Source organism: Corynebacterium crudilactis, assembly GCF_001643015.1.
Taxonomy (GTDB): domain Bacteria; phylum Actinomycetota; class Actinomycetes; order Mycobacteriales; family Mycobacteriaceae; genus Corynebacterium; species Corynebacterium crudilactis.
Genome location: NZ_CP015622.1, coordinates 2,042,206 through 2,058,500 on the forward strand (window position 1 = coordinate 2,042,206; position 16,295 = coordinate 2,058,500).

Sequence of the window (16,295 nt, forward strand, 5' to 3'; positions counted from 1 at the left end):
GCATTTTCCCTGCATGTCGCATAAAATGTACATGTGTGATCTTCGAAAACAGGATGTCACTACCACTTTTTGCACAGGTTCCGACATACTGGACTGCATGGCAAACTTGAAGGTCGGTGACGTTTTAGAAGACAGGTATCGGATTGAAACTCCGATTGCCCGGGGTGGTATGTCTACCGTGTACAGGTGCTTAGATCTTCGTTTGGGGCGATCTATGGCGTTAAAAGTCATGGATAAAGATTTTGTTGATGATCCTATTTTCCGGCAGCGTTTCCGCAGGGAAGCTCGGTCAATGGCGCAGCTTAATCACCCAAATTTAGTCAATGTATATGATTTTTCCGCGACCGATGGACTTGTCTATCTGGTGATGGAATTAATTACCGGTGGTACCTTGCGAGAGTTATTGGCGGAGCGTGGTCCTATGCCTCCACATGCGGCTCTTGGAGTGATGCGTGGGGTGCTCACAGGGCTCTCAGCTGCACACCGAGCGGGGATGGTTCACCGAGATATTAAACCGGATAATGTGTTGATCAATAGCGATCATCAAGTGAAATTATCTGATTTCGGTTTGGTTCGAGCAGCCCATGCAGGACAATCGCAGGATAATCAAATCGTGGGCACTGTGGCTTATCTGTCTCCTGAACAAGTTGAAGGCGATGAGATCGGCCCTGCCAGCGATGTCTATTCCGCAGGCATCGTGCTCTTCGAGCTCCTCACTGGCACTACTCCTTTTACGGGCAAGGACGACCTGGACCATGCTTACGCCCGGCTTTCAGAAATCGTGCCGGCACCGAGCTCGCTTATCGATGGCATACCCTCCCTCGTTGATGAACTTGTCGCTACTGCAACCTCTATCAATCCTGCAGATCGTTTTAATGATTCAGCAGAATTCCTCGCAGCGCTAGAAGATGTGGCGAAAGAGCTGGAGCTCCCACATTTTAGAGTCCCAGTACCTATTAATTCCGCTGCTAACCGCGCTAATGCTCAGGTACCGGATTCTCAGCCAACAGATATGTTTACAACTCATATTCCAAAAACTCCAGAAGCTGATCACACTGCAATCATTCCTGCAGTTGGAGCGGGAGCTAATGAAACTTCGATTCTGCCTGCACAACATGCTGCGCCGCTTCCAGAGACAGATTATGCACCAGAGCCACCGCCAGAAAATTCACTTCATTTTGAAGATCAAGAGCTGGCGCAAACTGATGAACCTGACATCAAACCAGTGAGTAATCGCTCCCCTGTGAAGCTGGCTTTGTGGTCAATTTTTGTCGTGGCTCTCATCGCTGCTGTTGCCGTTGGTGGTTGGTGGTTTGGCTCAGGCCGATATGGGGAAATCCCCCAAGTTCTGGGCATGGACGAAGTACAAGCTGTTGCAACCATCGAAAGAGCAGGATTTGGGGCGGTTTCTCAAGGTCAGTATGACGATGAGGTACCGGCTGGTTCCATCATTGGAACTGATCCATCTTTTGGTGAGCGCCTTCCTCGCGGCGATGACATTGCTGTCCTCGTCTCTCAAGGGCGTCCCGTGGTGCCGGATCTTAGCGAGGATCGATCCTTAAGCACCGTTCGCGAAGAGTTGGAACAACGCACTTTTGTGTGGGTGGATGGCCCAGGGGAATATTCAGACAATGTTGTGGAAGGTGACGTCGTATCTTTGACACCGGCCACCGGCACTGCATTAAATGTCGGTGAAACTGTGCAAATCCACTTGAGTAGGGGTCCTGCCCCTGTAGAGATTCCAGATGTTTCAGGTCTCGATGTCAACCAGGCCACCAGAGTTTTGGAGGGTGCTGGGTTAAAGGTGGAGCGCACCGAAGAAGCATTTGATGCAGCAACCCCCAAAGGTGATGTCATTGGGACTTCACCGGCAGTATCCACAGAGGTAAAACGTGGAACAACACTTGTGTTGCAGGTCTCCAATGCAATTTCAGTACCAGATGTTGTGGGTATGACCCAAGAAGAAGCAGTCTCTACACTTGCCGAAGAAGGCTTGATCGTGGCGTCGACAAGCGTTATTCCCGGTGAGGCCGCAAGCTCTGCTGATACCGTCGTTTCTATCCAACCTGAATCCGGTGGCCGCGTTGATCCGGCTAATCCACAGGTCAGCCTGGGGCTGGCTGGTGAAATTCAGGTTCCTAGCGTGGTTGGCCGTAGAGTAAGCGATGCTCGCAGCATCTTGGAAGAGGCCGGTTTGACGCTGGTCACCGATGCTGATGATAGCGATCGTATTTTTAGTCAATCTCCGCGCGCACGCAGTGATGTTTCAGTTGGCGGAGAAGTTACAGTTAGGGCATTTTAGTGGTTCATCCGTTGCATCGATGGCGAAAACCAGCTCTTGTTTTATCCATCGTCACGGTTTTGGGGGTAGTGGCCACGCATTGGTTTGCGTGGCCACTAACGTGGCCTTTGGGGATCAGGCTCCCCGTTGATGTCGAGGTTTATTGGCAGGGTGCACGCGAGTTTTGGCTCACGTCAGATCTTTATAACATCAGGTATGAAACCACCGACGACAATCTTCCTTTCACTTATCCCCCATTTGGCGCGTTGGTTTTTACCCCGTTGTGGTGGCTGCACGATGTCTTCGGAATACTCATTACAGAGCGGGTTTTTGCGTTCATCACTCTGCTGACTACCTATGCCATCGCAGCATTCTTACTCCGCCTTTCCGGAGTACGAGACCGCTTATGGGAATTTGTCGCCTTCGCAGCTCTTTTAGTGTCTGCGCCGGTGTACTTCACGCTTAATATTGGCCAGATCAACGTCATGCTGATGGCTTTGACGCTTATCGACGTCGCCCTTCCCCGAAGCACGCGCCACTCAGGCGTGCTCAAGTACATACCGCTCGGCGTCCTCACTGGCATTGCTGCAGCGATTAAATTGACACCGTTAGTGTTCGGGCTTTATTTCCTGATGCTGTGGGCTGTCACCAAATCACCTCGAGGCTTGATCGGAATGGTGAGCGGTTTCCTCGGGGCCTCCGGGCTGGCTTTCCTATTCCGACCATCAATTAGTATTCAATATTTCACTGATGTACTTTTTGGTGCAGAACGCATTGGTCAGCTGCATTTTGCTCGTAATGTATCCATCCGTGCAGTCCTCGAGCGTTTCCCTGAGCTTGGTTCGCCAGCAAAAATCATCTGGATGCTCTCTATTATGGCGGTTATCACAGCAGTTGCTTGGGCCACCTACAGAATCCTTCGTGCAGGAGATAGCACCAGCAACCGCCTCCTGGCAATTTCCTTGGTCTCGTTGATTGCGCTGTTGTGCTCCCCTGTCAGCTGGTACCACCATTGGGTTTGGCTGGGCCCGCTGTGCGTTGCACTATGGCTCGCTAAATTCCGCTGGCTTACACTCTGGGGAGTGTTTGCGTTGACGCTGGGGTCTTTCCATAATTTCCTTCCTTCGGAAAACGGAGTTGAGTTAACGTGGCCCTGGTGGATGCATGTTTTGGCTGCTCACTATCTCATCTTTTCCGTAGTGATCATTACCGTGCTGTGCCTGAAAAAAGTCCCCATATCCCAGAACTTCCCGATTGATCAATAAGGGAAACGCATCTCCATAATCTATGATTAAAACTTTGTCTAAACACCTACGGTGTTTTAAGTAAAGGAAAGGACTCCTGGTTTTGACGAACCCTCAGACAGCTAATACTGCACCGGCTGCCTCCACGTCCCAGAAGAAAGATCCTGAATCTTTGGGCACCGAGATCGGTGGATTCTCTCTTGGCATCAAAGATCTTTTGATACTGCTTTCAGTCTTAGGCATTGCCGCAGGACTAATTGCCAACAAAATTCTGATCGAACGATACGACTGGCGCATCGATGCAGCCGTGTATCGTGAAGGCGCACTTGCGCTGGTCAACGGCGAATCACTATATGCACAACCGTTTGATATGGGCGATATCTCACTGCCGTTTATTTACCCACCCATCGGTGCTATTTTATTTGCGCCATGGGGTTTCTTTGAGTTCATGACCGTAGAACTTGCCGGAAACCTCATGGTGGTTGGCTCTTCACTGCTATTGCTGTGGTGCCTGTACCTAGTCACAAATGCTGTTCTTAAAGGCCGTGACCGACTGCTAGCTTTCACCATTGCTTCCGTGGCCTGGCCTATCGCGCTATTTGCAGAACCAGTATTTTTGAACGCTGATTTGGGCCAAATCAATATCCTCATCATGGCGCTGGTTGTCATTGACTTACTACCAGTCAAGCGCAGGATTCCTCGTGGCATTTTAATCGGTCTTGCTGCATCAATCAAGATCACTCCACTAGCCATGCTGTTGTATTTCCTGGTGAAAAAAGATTTCCGAGGCATCATCAATGCAGTTATTTCTTTGGTTGCATTCACTGCCATTGGAGCTGTTCTAGCGTGGGAAAATACCAAAGAGTTCTTCTCCACTACTCTGCTCAGCTTGAGCGCTGAAGGTGATTCCGGAGTTGATACCACGTTCCAATCCAATAGCTCCTTGCAGGCGATGATCTATCGCTGGTGGACATTAAAGGACGCAGCCGACGCCTCATCACTGCCAAGCATCCTCTGGATGGTGCTCTCCCTCATCGCTATCGCAGCTGTTGCTTATCTGATGCACCAACTCTTTGCTCGAGGACTCCACGTGGAAGCCGTGATGGTCAACGCAATGCTCATGTTGCTGATCTCACCGATTTCTTGGTCCCATCACTGGGTCTGGCTGCCACTATGGGCAGTGGTCTTTTTCCTCCGTTACCGCCAGCATCCAGATCACCCAAAGTTTTTGTTATGGAGCGGATTAACACTCACCACAATGCTGCTGATCTTGCCACCGAAATGGTGGTTTGGACGCGATGGACTCAATGTTTATGAGCTCAACTTCTGGGAAAAACTATTGATCTCCGATTGGACTTGGCTCTCCATCGGACTCATGATCGCCCTAGCTATCGGGCTGAAGGCTTATCCTAAAATCGCCAAATAACTAAAGGACTGTGGGGCGGAACAACCAGTGTTGGTTGTTTCGCCCCACAATCCTTCTTTTGGAGTTAATCCAAATGGCTTTAGTTACGCAGCATTTCTGCCACGAGGAAAGCTAGCTCCAGTGATTGCTGAGTATTCAGACGAGGATCACATGCAGACTCGTAGCGGCCTGGAAGATCAACATCAGTGATATCTTCCGCGCCACCAAGGCACTCAGTAACATCTTCACCAGTGAATTCAATGTGAATGCCACCTGGGTGAGTGCCCAATGCACGGTGCACTTCGAAGAAGCCCTGGACTTCATCAATGACTTTGTCAAAGTGTCGGGTCTTATAACCATTAGACGCGGTGAAAGTATTTCCATGCATCGGATCAGACTGCCAAATAACCTTGTGTCCGGATGCTTCTACTGCCTGAATGACACCTGGTAGAACAGAACGAACCTTATCGTGGCCCATACGAGCAACGACAGTCAAACGACCTGGCTCGAAATTTGGATCAAGCTTATCGGCGTAAGCGACAGCTTCTTCTGGAGTAATACCAGGACCAATCTTGATGCCGATTGGGTTAGAGATCATGGACGCGAAGTTCACATGGAAATCGTCCAGTCCTCGGGTACGCTCGCCGATCCACAGCTGGTGTGCGGAAAGATCATAAAGTTCCTGGTTACCTTCTTCATCGGTAGCAAGGCGCAGCATGGAGCGCTCATAATCAACCAGCAAAGCTTCGTGAGAGCAGTAAATCTCAGCAGCACGTAGGGATTCATCGGAAACGCCACACGCCTCCATGAAACGAAGACCAGAATCAATCTCCCGAGCCAAAGCCTCATAGCGGGCTCCTGCTGGTGAGTTAGCGACGAACTCACGGTTCCACTCGCTCAATCGGTAAAGATCTGCGGTACCAGAGCTGGTAAGAGCACGAACAAGGTTCATGGCTGCAGATGCATTGGCATACGCACGAATCATGCGTGCAGGATCGTGACGACGAGCTTCTGGAGTTGCCTCCACACCGTTGACGATATCGCCACGGTAATTAGGAAGACCATTTCCATCAAGATCAGAAGAACGTGGCTTCGCGTACTGACCAGCAATACGAGCCATCTTGATGACAGGGGTGGATGCACCATAAGTCAAAACCACTGCCATCTGTAGCAAAGTCTTGATGTTTGCGCGGATATGTGGCTCAGTGTTTGACTCGAAAGTCTCTGCACAGTCACCGCCCTGCAGAAGAAATGCCTTGCCGTTAGCAACATCAGCAAGCTTTTGCTTCAGCTCAATTACTTCTGGCGCTACGACGATAGGAGGCACCGATTCTAAGATCTTGCGCACATTTTCAGCTTGCGCACGATCCCAGGTAGGTTGCTGCTTAGCATCTCGGGAAATGGTGTCCTCGAACTGTTGCTGCATGCCTTCTGGCAATGGCGGCAAATCAGGGAGAACTTCTTTTGGGATATCAACTGTCCAACTCACACCCCTATTCATAGCACGATTCCATCATATTAAGGAATGGAATAAAAAATGAATTTCTTCCCAACAGGTGGAATCGGATAGAAAGAAGCAAACTTCCTAAAAAACACGATCCTTTTTACCCAATGGCAACGCTGCCATACATACGTTGAATTTAGCTAGGTTATGGCGAGCATCCACCAACGCATCATGATTGCCTTTTGGCAGCACCGGCAAAGTAGGGCGTCCAGCCATATCCCAATACTGTTTCAGTTCACGGGTAAACCGCGGAATCTCTCGTGGAAGCCCTGCCATATCGCCCCACATTTGGGCGAGCAAAACATGATCATAAGCACCCACCCAAGCCCATAGCTCCGGCGGAGTTCCTGCGGAAGTCAGAAAAGCATAAACTTCTCGCTTGATAGTGTCAGAAGATTTCCACACTTTTGAAGATGGATTCGGAAGTTTATCCAGCACATTGGCGCGCACCCACGCATTTGCCTTGGAAGAATCAAACTCTGTGGACACCGCATAATACTCACGGCCGTCTTCGGCAACGATTCCGATAGAAACCAATTCGATCGTGCGCCCATCTTCAATGAACTCAGTATCATAAAAATAACGCACTAGTAATTAGTCCTTCTCAGCATTGATAACGTCGGCTTGTCTTCTATCGTAGTCATATCATTTTATTCCCCACTGTTAGCGCCATTAGAAGAAACGCTAGTAGTTGCTCCCACACCAGCTTCAGTTCCTTAAAAACTGCTGACTACCGATACACTAACTTTCATGCACGGTGAAAAACTAGTGGATATTTCTCGGAAAACTCCTAGAAAATTCCAATGGAGCGATACAACATCCAATCCGACGTTAAGAAAGGCTTTATTAGCCCTTTCAACACTCGCGATTCTCCTGACTTTATGGCCTTCAATTTTTAATGTTCGCGCGATTGAATCGTTCGTATTCTTCTTCCACATCGATACAGATGTGTACCGCGCAGGTGCTCAAGCTTTCCTACACGGAGAAAACTTGTACACACAGGACTACAAAGTTGGCGGCATCCAGCTCCCTTTCACTTACCCACCAATCGCTGCAGCGCTTTTTGTCCCTTTGGCAATCCTGGCCAGCAGTGTCGCAGGTGTAGCTCTTACGCTCATCTCCACAGTGCTGCTGTGGTGGTGTGTAGCAATTGTCATGCGACGGATGTTTAAATCCCTCTCAGATACTGATTCTCGTTTTATTTCTTATCTGATTCTGCCTTTGGCGCTCTCTACCGAACCAGTTTTCCAAACTTTGCAGTTCGGCCAAGTAAATGTCATTTTGATGGCTCTGGTTCTCATGGATACCTTCACAAAGAAGCCTTGGCTACCTCGTGGTTTTTGGATCGGTTTGGCGGCATCCATCAAACTCACCCCTGCCGTGTTTGGTCTCTACTTCTTGGTGAAAAAAGACTGGAAAGGCGCCGGCGTAGCTATTGCTTCGGGCATTGGTTTTTCTGCCTTAGCGTTCCTCTTTTTACCGTCAAGCTCAAAGATCTACTGGACTGAAACGCTCAATGATCCTTCCCGCATTGGCAATCTATCTTATATCACCAATCAATCAGTGCGTGGTTTGCTTAGCCGGTTGATGCATGAAAACCAGGAACTCGTCGAAAAGCTTTGGCTTGTTGCCGTGGCCTTGTGCCTGGCTGGTGTCGCTGTAGCAATGTGGCGCGTTGGACGCGCTGGCAATATCTACGGCGCCCTGTTGCTGAACTCCTTGATCGCTTTGCTGTGTTCCCCGGTATCGTGGTCACACCACTGGGTGTGGCTCATTCCGATGGCTGTTGGTTTGGCTGCAAGTTCATGGAATCAAAGAAACTCTGCACCCTCAACTGCTGCTACCGCAGGCGTGCTTGCATTGCTGACGACGATCCCGATGTTTATCACGACATTTTGGACCATGCCTTATGATTCAGAATCCTATCCATTTTGGCCACTGATACTGCAGCCTTCTGGCAATTCATATGTGGTTGTCGTCATTGCTATTGTCATCGTCGCGATTATAAATCCACGAATTTTTGGCGCTACCAGCGATACTGACGCTGCGCCGGCAACAAGCTCAATCCGTATGCAAGCCTCCCCTGCCTTGCTTGTCGTTATGGCCATCACCTTTTTCTATTTGCTGGCTCATATTTGGTACAAAGGCAACGACCACAACGAAGCTCTCATCCAATACCCTCTACACGTCCTTGAGGGCGATGGATTAACTGATTTCGGAGAGGTTATTTTTAAGGTCTTAACCACCTCTAATAACCTTCTCGCTCTCTGGGTTGTCGGAGCCTTAAATGTTTCCGCTTTAGCTATCACAGTGTGGTTCCTCCTTAATAAATTTGGGAAGCGCATTAATAGCACACTAGTTTTCTTGAGCATCATCGCAATCACGCTCATGATGTTTGCTACACAAGATGCCTTGCAATTTGGTTCTCTCACACTCGTCGCGCTGGCATTAATTACCGTGGATATGCTGAGTGAAAGAGAAATACTTGGTCGCCGAGGACTTCTCACAGGTCTTGCTACAGCCCTTTTCGGTTGGCCTATCTTGATTCTTGTCGGATTCCTGATTCAACGCCGGTATGCAGCAACAATCACCACTGCAGCATCTGCTGTGGTGCTGTGGGGCTTGGGGGTTCTTATCAACTCAGAACCATTTAACCTCAATCTTTTGCGCCAATGGTTTAGCGGACGCGATGGCCGGGATAACCTCTCCTTCTACGCATTCCTTGCTCGTTGGGTTAGCGATTCCCCGATAGTGATGGTCATCTGGTTCATTATCGGTTTGGGCATTGGTGCCTGGGCAATTAGTCGCGCATGGAAAAATGACAATACCGAGCTTGCCGCAGCGCTCAGCATTGCGCTGCCCCTGCTTGTCCTGCCTACGGTGGAGCTGCACTTCCTCGTCTTGTTGATTCCCGTAGTTGCAGTCCTAGCACAACAAGGCCGTGTAGCAGTGCTTTATCTGATTGGATTTATTTCCCTCGTATCGTGGACACCCCAGCATCTTTCCTACTCCACAGTATTCCCACTCAATGATCCTGCCCCGCAAGGATATGTCACTCACTTTGGTTGGTACTTGCTGGTCGAGCCAATGGCTGTTGCACCCGCAGCCATTATCCTTGGAGTTTTTATCGCTTGTGGGCTCAATCGCACTGAGAAAACCTCCGCAGAACTTGTAGCAGCATAAATTTGTTCTACAACTAAAGGGCCTGAGAGTACTCTCAGACCCTTTATTATTGGAGTTTAGGCTGGTTGATTGACATAAAATCGTGGAAGCTGCCTGCTAATCCTTCTTCGCAGAAGGCTGCTTCTTCTTCAATCCAAATGGGAAAAAGATAACAGCAGCAACGCCTAAAACGATGATGGGTGCAAAGATCTCCCTTGATAAATCAAGGGCTGCCACAATCACGTAAAAAACGATAAGTAGCGCGACTATAAGAAGTCGGATAAGCATTGCTTTGTTCACTGTGGGAGGGGTCCTTCTCGTATCAGTATCTGCTCGAATAAATAATGTCTGGCTATCTACCGTACGCCCTGAGAAGTTGTAGGCGCATTTAGCTGCTGTTCAACTTGTGGAGCAGGCTTTTCAGACAGGAAAGGCAACTTCGGAGGAACAAGGCTCCATCCGAAAACTGGCACGCGGGAAAGCATGTGGATTAAGTAACCGCCAAGCATGGCACATGCAAAAGCAATCCCCATCCAGATAGGCGTATGATGCCACATGCTCTCTGCATTGTTATCTATCTCCATGAAATTCCAGCGTATGCAGAACCCAAAGATAAGAGATAGGCCTAACGCATGTCCAATATAAATCGGCAGCGTATGCCGACCCAGGAATTTCAGCAATGCACCAACTGGACCAATTCTTGCCAGCCATACGCACAACATAATTCCGGCTGGCAAAGAGATAATCCTGATGATAGTCCCTGGCAAGTGGTCCATCTCAAAACCATTTAGTTCTCCGCCTAATACGTGTGCAAAATCGTCTCGTAGCTTCATCAACCATAAAATCGTGGCACCATGATTCTGCGCATTTTGCATCGTCTTGGAAATAACTCCAAGAGCCAGGCCAGCTACGTACAAGGCAACAGAAATAACTATCGTTTTAGGCTTTGTTGCTGCTTCTGCAAAACGAATAATCAGTGGACGGAAATATACGCCAATGAGGAATATGGGGAGGTAAATAATAGTTTTGCGCAAGAGCTCAACTTCTCCGAATGCTGGCATCAGTAACCACAGCGAAGCTACTAATGTAGCAATTGCCCAACCTGGAAGTTTCCTCGTTGCCCACAAAAAGAGGTTAAACATGGTGAGGTAATAGAGGAACCAGTACATATTGGTAGACAAGAAAAAGGATGTTGCATACCAATCCAGCGTTCCTGGTTCCCTACCTGTAAAAATAGTTCCTTCGAGGCGATGAAAGTAAAGATTAATTGGTGTCCAGATCACATACGGCACAATGTAGAACCACAACCGTGTCTGGAAGAGCTCACCGAAGCTTTGGTTGAGTACCTTGACCGCAAAGAATCCACTGACCATAAAGAATAAAGGCATACGCAGTGGGTCAAGGAGTGAATTGAGCTGCGATAGCAGCGTGTCTTGGCCACCGGGAATAGCCAAAGCGACATGCAGGAGAACAACGCCGAGGATTGAAATGCCCTTGGCGATATCTGGCCAATCCATACGAGACTTATTTTTAGGTGCCGTCGCCTGTGGTTGGGCTGGGTGTAGATTTCCAGGTTTCACGGCTACGGATTACTCCTAAAAAAGACGGTAGGCCGTATAAACAGCCACCGTCCAACTTGTCTTGCGCTCAGTCAAAGATTAACAATACGTTAACTTTTAGAACCTAATCGCTACCACTCTACCGTTTTGCTGAGCAATTGTGAAAAGTATTGCACAGTTTTCACAAGTATTTTGATAGGAATCACAATGTTTAAAGTGAAGGTGCGGTACCTTCTGGGTAGCCTTTCCCTGCTTCCAGAGAATTTTTAATATCTTTGGCGTACGCATCAACATACGGCTGACCAGTTAGATCCGCCAAGATAAACATCACATGATCAGTCAACTGACGTGCGGCTTCATGCGAACCAAGTTCCAATCCATGTTCTTTGATAAACGCTATCGGATCAATTGGGCTACCAATTTTAATCCGAACCTTTGCTGGACGTGGAACCCAACTACCAATCGGATTCGCATCACGGCTACCGATCATCGCGACAGGAATAACTGGTTTTCCTGTTTCCATTGCTACATAAGCCATGCCAGTTTTACCCTTGTAAATTCTGCCGTCTGGGGAACGAGAACCCTCTGGATAAATACCAAAGAGATCTCCACGGTCCAACACTGCTTTAGCCGTGTTCATTAAAGAATCCATCGCATTGTCTGCAGTACGATCCAAGGGAATCTGCCCAGCCGAGGTAAAGAACCACTTTTGCATACGGCCAGAAATCCCTGGTGAAGTGAAATATTCCGCCTTTGCCGGGAAGGTGAGCTGCCTTGGGCATAATAAAGGAAAATAGAAAGAATCCATCACTGCTTGATGGTTAGATGCACAAATGGCTGCGCCTTCGGCAGGAATATTTTCTTTGCCTTCGATCTCTGGGCGGTTATACACACGCAAAAATGGGCCAATCAACACATACTTGAAAAACCGATACCAGTTGTTGTTCATGATGTTTGGGTTATCCCCTTCTTCGCGTTTTACTGCTCTTGGAACTTTTAAGAATACGTTACTCAAACAATGTATTTTACTGCGAAGCCGTAAAACCTCACTTTTAGTTGCTTTAAGGGGTAGCTCATAAGGTGGTCAATCGTTTTCACCAAGCAGTATCTGTGTGCTAAATCGACTCGAGCACAGATTGTCGAGCCAGGTCTGCAACACCAATCATGCCAGCGTCTCCGCCTAGTTGTCCGGTGCCAACACGCGCTAGCGGTCGGTATCCAGAGCCAACGATCCGTGTCGAATAATGGTTCACTGCTTGGTCAAGATATAGATCTGCATCAGAAGATAAACCTCCACCGATAATGATCAAACCTGGATCAAGAACATCAGCAATGATGGAGAGAGTCTCTCCTAACCATTCACTGAAATCTTCTAGCACTGCGATTCCTAGCGGATCTTTTTGCCGTGCAGCTGTGGTGATCATTTTGCCGGTCAAAGCATTCGGATCAAGTGTGATCTGCTCTACTAATCCGCTGTTGAGGAAAGCACCATGTGAAGCTAGCTCTCGCGCAGTATAAACCAATGCTGTGCCTGAACAATAACGTTCTAAGCAGCCATCTTTACCGCATGCACAGGCGCGTCCACCACGGACAACTCGCAGGTGACCAAATTCTGGAGCAGTGCCGTATGCGCCACGATAAATCTCGCCTTTTTCAATAAGCGCTGCACCAATTCCGGTTCCCAGTGCAAGGAGTACCCAGTTATCTGCCCCTTGAGCCGCACCAAAACGGTGTTCGCCCCACGCTGCGGAGTTGGCATCATGTTCTAAACGAACTGGGAGGCCAAGAAGTTTTTCGAGCTTTTCACGCACTGGCTCATCTCGCCATGGAAGATGCGGTGCGAATCGAACAACTTCACATTCTGGATCCAAAAATCCAGCGACAGCAAGTCCCACAGAATCAATGGGATAGTCAGTTTTAAGTTGTTCAACCAGGTCACAAATGCCCTGTTCCAATGCATGCGTGGTGTGTGGCGACGGTGCTGACAAACTGGTGACAATGCGCCCGGATTCGTCGACAAGCCCTGCTCGCATGTTGGTGCCGCCGATGTCAAAGCCCACCGCGAAACTAGCCGGTTTCTGTGGCATAAGAGTGCCCCTCGCGTTCTACACAGGAATGTACGTGAATTTAATCTTTCAAAGTATAGCCAGGAACCCTCCCGCAACCATCATCGTGGCTTAGCTCTGCAAAATATTATTCAGCCGCTCCCCCATGATTTCCCAGGCCCATTGCTGTTCCACGTGCGCTCGCCCGGCCGAGCCCATCGCGGCGCGGCGGATCGGATCATCGAGAAGCTCAATTATCGTTGCAGCTAGCTTGTCGACGTCCGCCCCCTCCACAACGACGCCAGTTGCCGGAGTAACGGTTTCTGGCGCGCCACCAGAGGTGCCAGCGATAACAGGAACTCCGCTGGCTTGCGCCTCCAGATAAACGATGCCTAAACCTTCAACATCTAATCCGCCACCACGCGTGCGTGCAGGCATTGCAAAGATATCTACAGCAGCCAAGGTATCCACCATGTCTTGATACTCAAGGCGGCCCAAAAACCTCACATTATCCTTGAGGTTTTCCGCCTGACGCCGAAGCGTTTGTTCATAACGACCACTACCCACGATCAGCAGCTGCGCATCAGGCCGCGCTTCGATGACTTTTGGCATAGCGTGAATTAAAGAGTCTTGGCCTTTACGCGGCACCAACCGTGAAATACACGCTATGACCGGAGTGGTTCCTGTCAGACCAAGTTTCTGACGCGTAGCACTACGATGTACCGCATCAACAGGCTTAAAAGTATGAATATCTACACCTGAAGGCAAATGCACATATTCAGGCTGCGCACCAAAGGCACTACGAAATCGACCAAGGGTATATTGCGAAATATAGGTCAGCACATCAACCTCTGCGCCAATCTTTCCTAAGGCTTGCCGTGCACCGGGTAGCATCGACCACCCCACCTCATGTCCATGAGTAGAGGCAATAATCTTGCTTGCCCCAGCTTGTTTCGCCTGTGTGGCCATTAACGCCAGTGGTGCTGCTGCCCCAAACCACACATTATCGATATCGCGCGCATGAATAATCTCCGTCATCGCATGCGCAGTAGTAGGCGACGGCAGCATAATCGAACGCGGCCACCTGATTACCTCATAATCCAACGTGGCATCATAAGCTCGCGCTTCCTCCGCATTTTGTGTAGAAGCAAAAACCACAATGGAATCTGGATCTTGGGTAGCAATGAAGTCCCGGAGATAGCTTTGGATTCCACCCACCCGAGGTGGAAAATCATTGGTCACTACTAGTGTTTTACGAGGTGTAGCCACAAAGATTCTCCTGACGAACTTTTTAATAGCGACGCGCACCATAAAACGGTGCTGAATCAACAGATACCACCTGAACAGGGATTCCGTAATCTGAGGCGTGCACAATTTTTCCGTCACCAATATACATGCCCACGTGCGTCGCCCCCGGGTAATAGCCAATAACATCACCTGGCTGCAATTGGTCACGTCCCACAGGAGTTCCGCCGGCCATTTGTGATTGAGAGGTGCGGGGCAAAGATTTACCCATTTGTTGGTACGCCCAGTAAATCAATCCCGAACAATCGAACTCATTAGGACCAATTGCACCCCACCCATATGGGCTTCCCAACTTAGACAGTGCTGCTTCCACCGCCCCAGAAGTTTTTGAAGATAGACCCAACAATTCTGTGAGATCTATTTCTAACGGACCATTCTTTGACACCCAGAGCTCTCGTTCCTCTGGACTCAATGTATCAACGCGATCTCGAATTTCCGTCTTCCGAGCATCGAGTTGCTCTTTTTCTGCATCAAGCTCAGCCTGACGAACTTTCAGCTGTCCCAACTGAAATTCAGCTTCCGCTTTAGTGCGGTTGGCTTGATACACAGCTTCCGCAGACTTTTCAGTCTCCTGATTAAGCGCCTCAACTACATCGCTGGTGTCTTTAGTAAGCGTGGCAAGATAACTCATTCGATCAATTGCATTTTGAGGATCTTCTGCAGATACGGCAATGCTCAAAGGATCTGTAACAGTGCCTCTGTACTTCGCCTGGGCAATCCGGTTAATTTCCGAACGATAAGCATCTACATTCTGAGAAGCTGCATCAGCGGCCTCTCGGAAACTTCCAGACTGTTCTTGAACTCTCGAGATTGTTTCCTCCCGCGCTTGAATATCTAGCTCAAGCTGCTTTACAGCTTCATTCTGCGCAGATGTCTCTTGGGAGACAACCTCAATATCGTCAATCAGCTGGTCGATTTCTTCACCGTATACAGCTTCGGGGACTAAAAATAAGGTGCTGGCAATCACACATGCCGCGATAATACTCGCAGACCTTTGACCAAACATCTTATGCAATCCCCTATCAAGCACATTTAAGCAACTAAACTACCTTAACCCTAAAAACGATTGCCACCAAGACAAAAACAAAGCGAGTCCTTTTCAGTGTTTACTGAAAAGGACTCGCTTTGAAAAATAAGCTCAATACAGCTTAGAAACGAACTGCAGAGTGGAATGGCATGTAATCCAAAGAATGCTCTGACAGAGGAGTTGCGCTGTTCAGTGCGTGAATGACGGTGCCATGACCGGAGTAGATGCCAACGTGAGTTGCACCTGAGTAGAACGCAACGATGTCGCCAGCCTGAAGATCAGAGTAGGCAACTGGAGTGCCCTGTGCAGCCTGAGCCTGGGAAGTACGTGGGATGGACTTGCCAACCTGGCTATACGCCCAAGAAGTTAGTCCAGAGCAATCGAAAGCGTTTGGACCAACAGCACCCCAACCGTATGGTGCACCAATCTTGGTACGAGCAGCATCTACAATTGCCTGGCCGTTGCTCGCTGGAGCTGCCTGTACAGGCGCTGCAGGTGCATCAACAACTGCTGCGTAAGCAGTTGGAGCAGCCTGACTGCTCAAGGAAGGGATCCACTGATCAATACCAGGAACGTTGTTGAGACCTGGAGTGTTTTCAATACCAGCTACATCAATGCTGAATCCGGTGTTAGGAACAACAATCTCAGCTGCCTGTGCTGGAGAAGCGATAGCTGCTGTAGCGCCAAGCGCAACTGCAGATGCTGCAACAGCATTACGAGCTGCGGTTGAATTGCTGCGACGATGTTTACCCACTGATAAAAC

The 16,295-nt window shown here is 49.0% G+C and carries 13 protein-coding genes; 4 read left to right on the forward strand and 9 right to left on the reverse strand.

Annotated elements, in window-relative coordinates; all coding sequences use genetic code 11:
* Positions 1 to 97: 97 nt before the first annotated feature.
* The 3 genes from pknB (at position 98) to ccrud_RS09550 (ending at position 4,951) form a co-directional block, all read left to right on the forward strand.
* Complete coding sequence (gene pknB, locus ccrud_RS09540) at positions 98 to 2,302, forward strand: Stk1 family PASTA domain-containing Ser/Thr kinase (protein ID WP_066566746.1); 2,205 nt, start codon at positions 98 to 100, stop codon at positions 2,300 to 2,302.
* A 68-nt stretch (positions 2,303 to 2,370) separates the two neighbouring features.
* Positions 2,371 to 3,546, forward strand: a complete 1,176-nt coding sequence (locus ccrud_RS09545) for a glycosyltransferase 87 family protein (protein ID WP_245670233.1) — start codon at positions 2,371 to 2,373, stop codon at positions 3,544 to 3,546.
* A gap of 82 nt (positions 3,547 to 3,628) precedes the next feature.
* The gene (locus ccrud_RS09550) at positions 3,629 to 4,951 is read left to right on the forward strand and encodes a glycosyltransferase family 87 protein (RefSeq protein WP_066566751.1); all 1,323 of its coding nucleotides are present in this window, start codon (positions 3,629 to 3,631) and stop codon (positions 4,949 to 4,951) included.
* Between the two features lie 79 nt (positions 4,952 to 5,030).
* Here ccrud_RS09550 and ccrud_RS09555 read toward each other — a convergent pair whose 3' ends face one another.
* Positions 5,031 to 6,419 carry a class II 3-deoxy-7-phosphoheptulonate synthase gene (locus ccrud_RS09555; protein ID WP_066569806.1) on the reverse strand — a complete coding sequence of 463 codons (1,389 nt, stop codon included), beginning with the start codon at positions 6,417 to 6,419 and terminating at the stop codon, positions 5,031 to 5,033.
* A 96-nt stretch (positions 6,420 to 6,515) separates the two neighbouring features.
* Positions 6,516 to 7,022: a polyadenylate-specific 3'-exoribonuclease AS gene (locus tag ccrud_RS09560; RefSeq protein WP_066566753.1), complete on the reverse strand. Its 507-nt coding sequence runs from the start codon at positions 7,020 to 7,022 to the stop codon at positions 6,516 to 6,518.
* A gap of 162 nt (positions 7,023 to 7,184) precedes the next feature.
* Here ccrud_RS09560 and ccrud_RS09565 point away from each other — a divergent pair, with 162 nt between their 5' ends.
* Positions 7,185 to 9,617 (forward strand): glycosyltransferase 87 family protein, encoded by a 2,433-nt coding sequence (locus ccrud_RS09565; protein WP_066566756.1) that lies wholly within the window; start codon positions 7,185 to 7,187, stop codon positions 9,615 to 9,617.
* A gap of 96 nt (positions 9,618 to 9,713) precedes the next feature.
* On the opposite strand, the gene ccrud_RS09570 is transcribed toward ccrud_RS09565, so the two are convergent.
* The 7 genes from ccrud_RS09570 to ccrud_RS09600 form a co-directional block, all read right to left on the reverse strand.
* Positions 9,714 to 9,896: a hypothetical protein gene (locus ccrud_RS09570; protein WP_066566759.1), complete on the reverse strand. Its 183-nt coding sequence runs from the start codon at positions 9,894 to 9,896 to the stop codon at positions 9,714 to 9,716.
* A gap of 56 nt (positions 9,897 to 9,952) precedes the next feature.
* The gene (locus tag ccrud_RS09575; protein WP_066566766.1) at positions 9,953 to 11,176 is read right to left on the reverse strand and encodes an acyltransferase family protein; all 1,224 of its coding nucleotides are present in this window, start codon (positions 11,174 to 11,176) and stop codon (positions 9,953 to 9,955) included.
* A gap of 190 nt (positions 11,177 to 11,366) precedes the next feature.
* Positions 11,367 to 12,104 carry a lysophospholipid acyltransferase family protein gene (locus tag ccrud_RS09580; RefSeq protein WP_066566768.1) on the reverse strand — a complete coding sequence of 246 codons (738 nt, stop codon included), beginning with the start codon at positions 12,102 to 12,104 and terminating at the stop codon, positions 11,367 to 11,369.
* 166 nt (positions 12,105 to 12,270) lie between these two features.
* On the reverse strand, positions 12,271 to 13,242 hold the full coding sequence (locus ccrud_RS09585; protein ID WP_066566771.1) for an ROK family glucokinase: 972 nt from the start codon (positions 13,240 to 13,242) through the stop codon (positions 12,271 to 12,273).
* Positions 13,243 to 13,332: 90 nt separating this feature from the next.
* The gene (gene pimB, locus ccrud_RS09590; protein WP_074025497.1) at positions 13,333 to 14,469 is read right to left on the reverse strand and encodes a GDP-mannose-dependent monoacylated alpha-(1-6)-phosphatidylinositol monomannoside mannosyltransferase; all 1,137 of its coding nucleotides are present in this window, start codon (positions 14,467 to 14,469) and stop codon (positions 13,333 to 13,335) included.
* Positions 14,470 to 14,491: 22 nt separating this feature from the next.
* Positions 14,492 to 15,511: a C40 family peptidase gene (locus ccrud_RS09595; RefSeq protein ID WP_066566775.1), complete on the reverse strand. Its 1,020-nt coding sequence runs from the start codon at positions 15,509 to 15,511 to the stop codon at positions 14,492 to 14,494.
* 142 nt (positions 15,512 to 15,653) lie between these two features.
* Positions 15,654 to 16,286 carry a C40 family peptidase gene (locus ccrud_RS09600; RefSeq protein ID WP_066566776.1) on the reverse strand — a complete coding sequence of 211 codons (633 nt, stop codon included), beginning with the start codon at positions 16,284 to 16,286 and terminating at the stop codon, positions 15,654 to 15,656.
* Between the last annotated feature and the right edge of the window lie 9 nt (positions 16,287 to 16,295).

Coding starts and splice junctions, on each gene's coding strand:
- pknB (WP_066566746.1), top strand. CDS start 98: ATGGCAAACTTGAAGGTCGGTGACGTTTTAGAAGACAGGTATCGGATT.
- ccrud_RS09565 (WP_066566756.1), top strand. CDS start 7,185: ATGCACGGTGAAAAACTAGTGGATATTTCTCGGAAAACTCCTAGAAAA.
- ccrud_RS09580 (WP_066566768.1), bottom strand. CDS start 12,104: ATGAACAACAACTGGTATCGGTTTTTCAAGTATGTGTTGATTGGCCCA.
- ccrud_RS09585 (WP_066566771.1), bottom strand. CDS start 13,242: ATGCCACAGAAACCGGCTAGTTTCGCGGTGGGCTTTGACATCGGCGGC.
- ccrud_RS09595 (WP_066566775.1), bottom strand. CDS start 15,511: ATGTTTGGTCAAAGGTCTGCGAGTATTATCGCGGCATGTGTGATTGCC.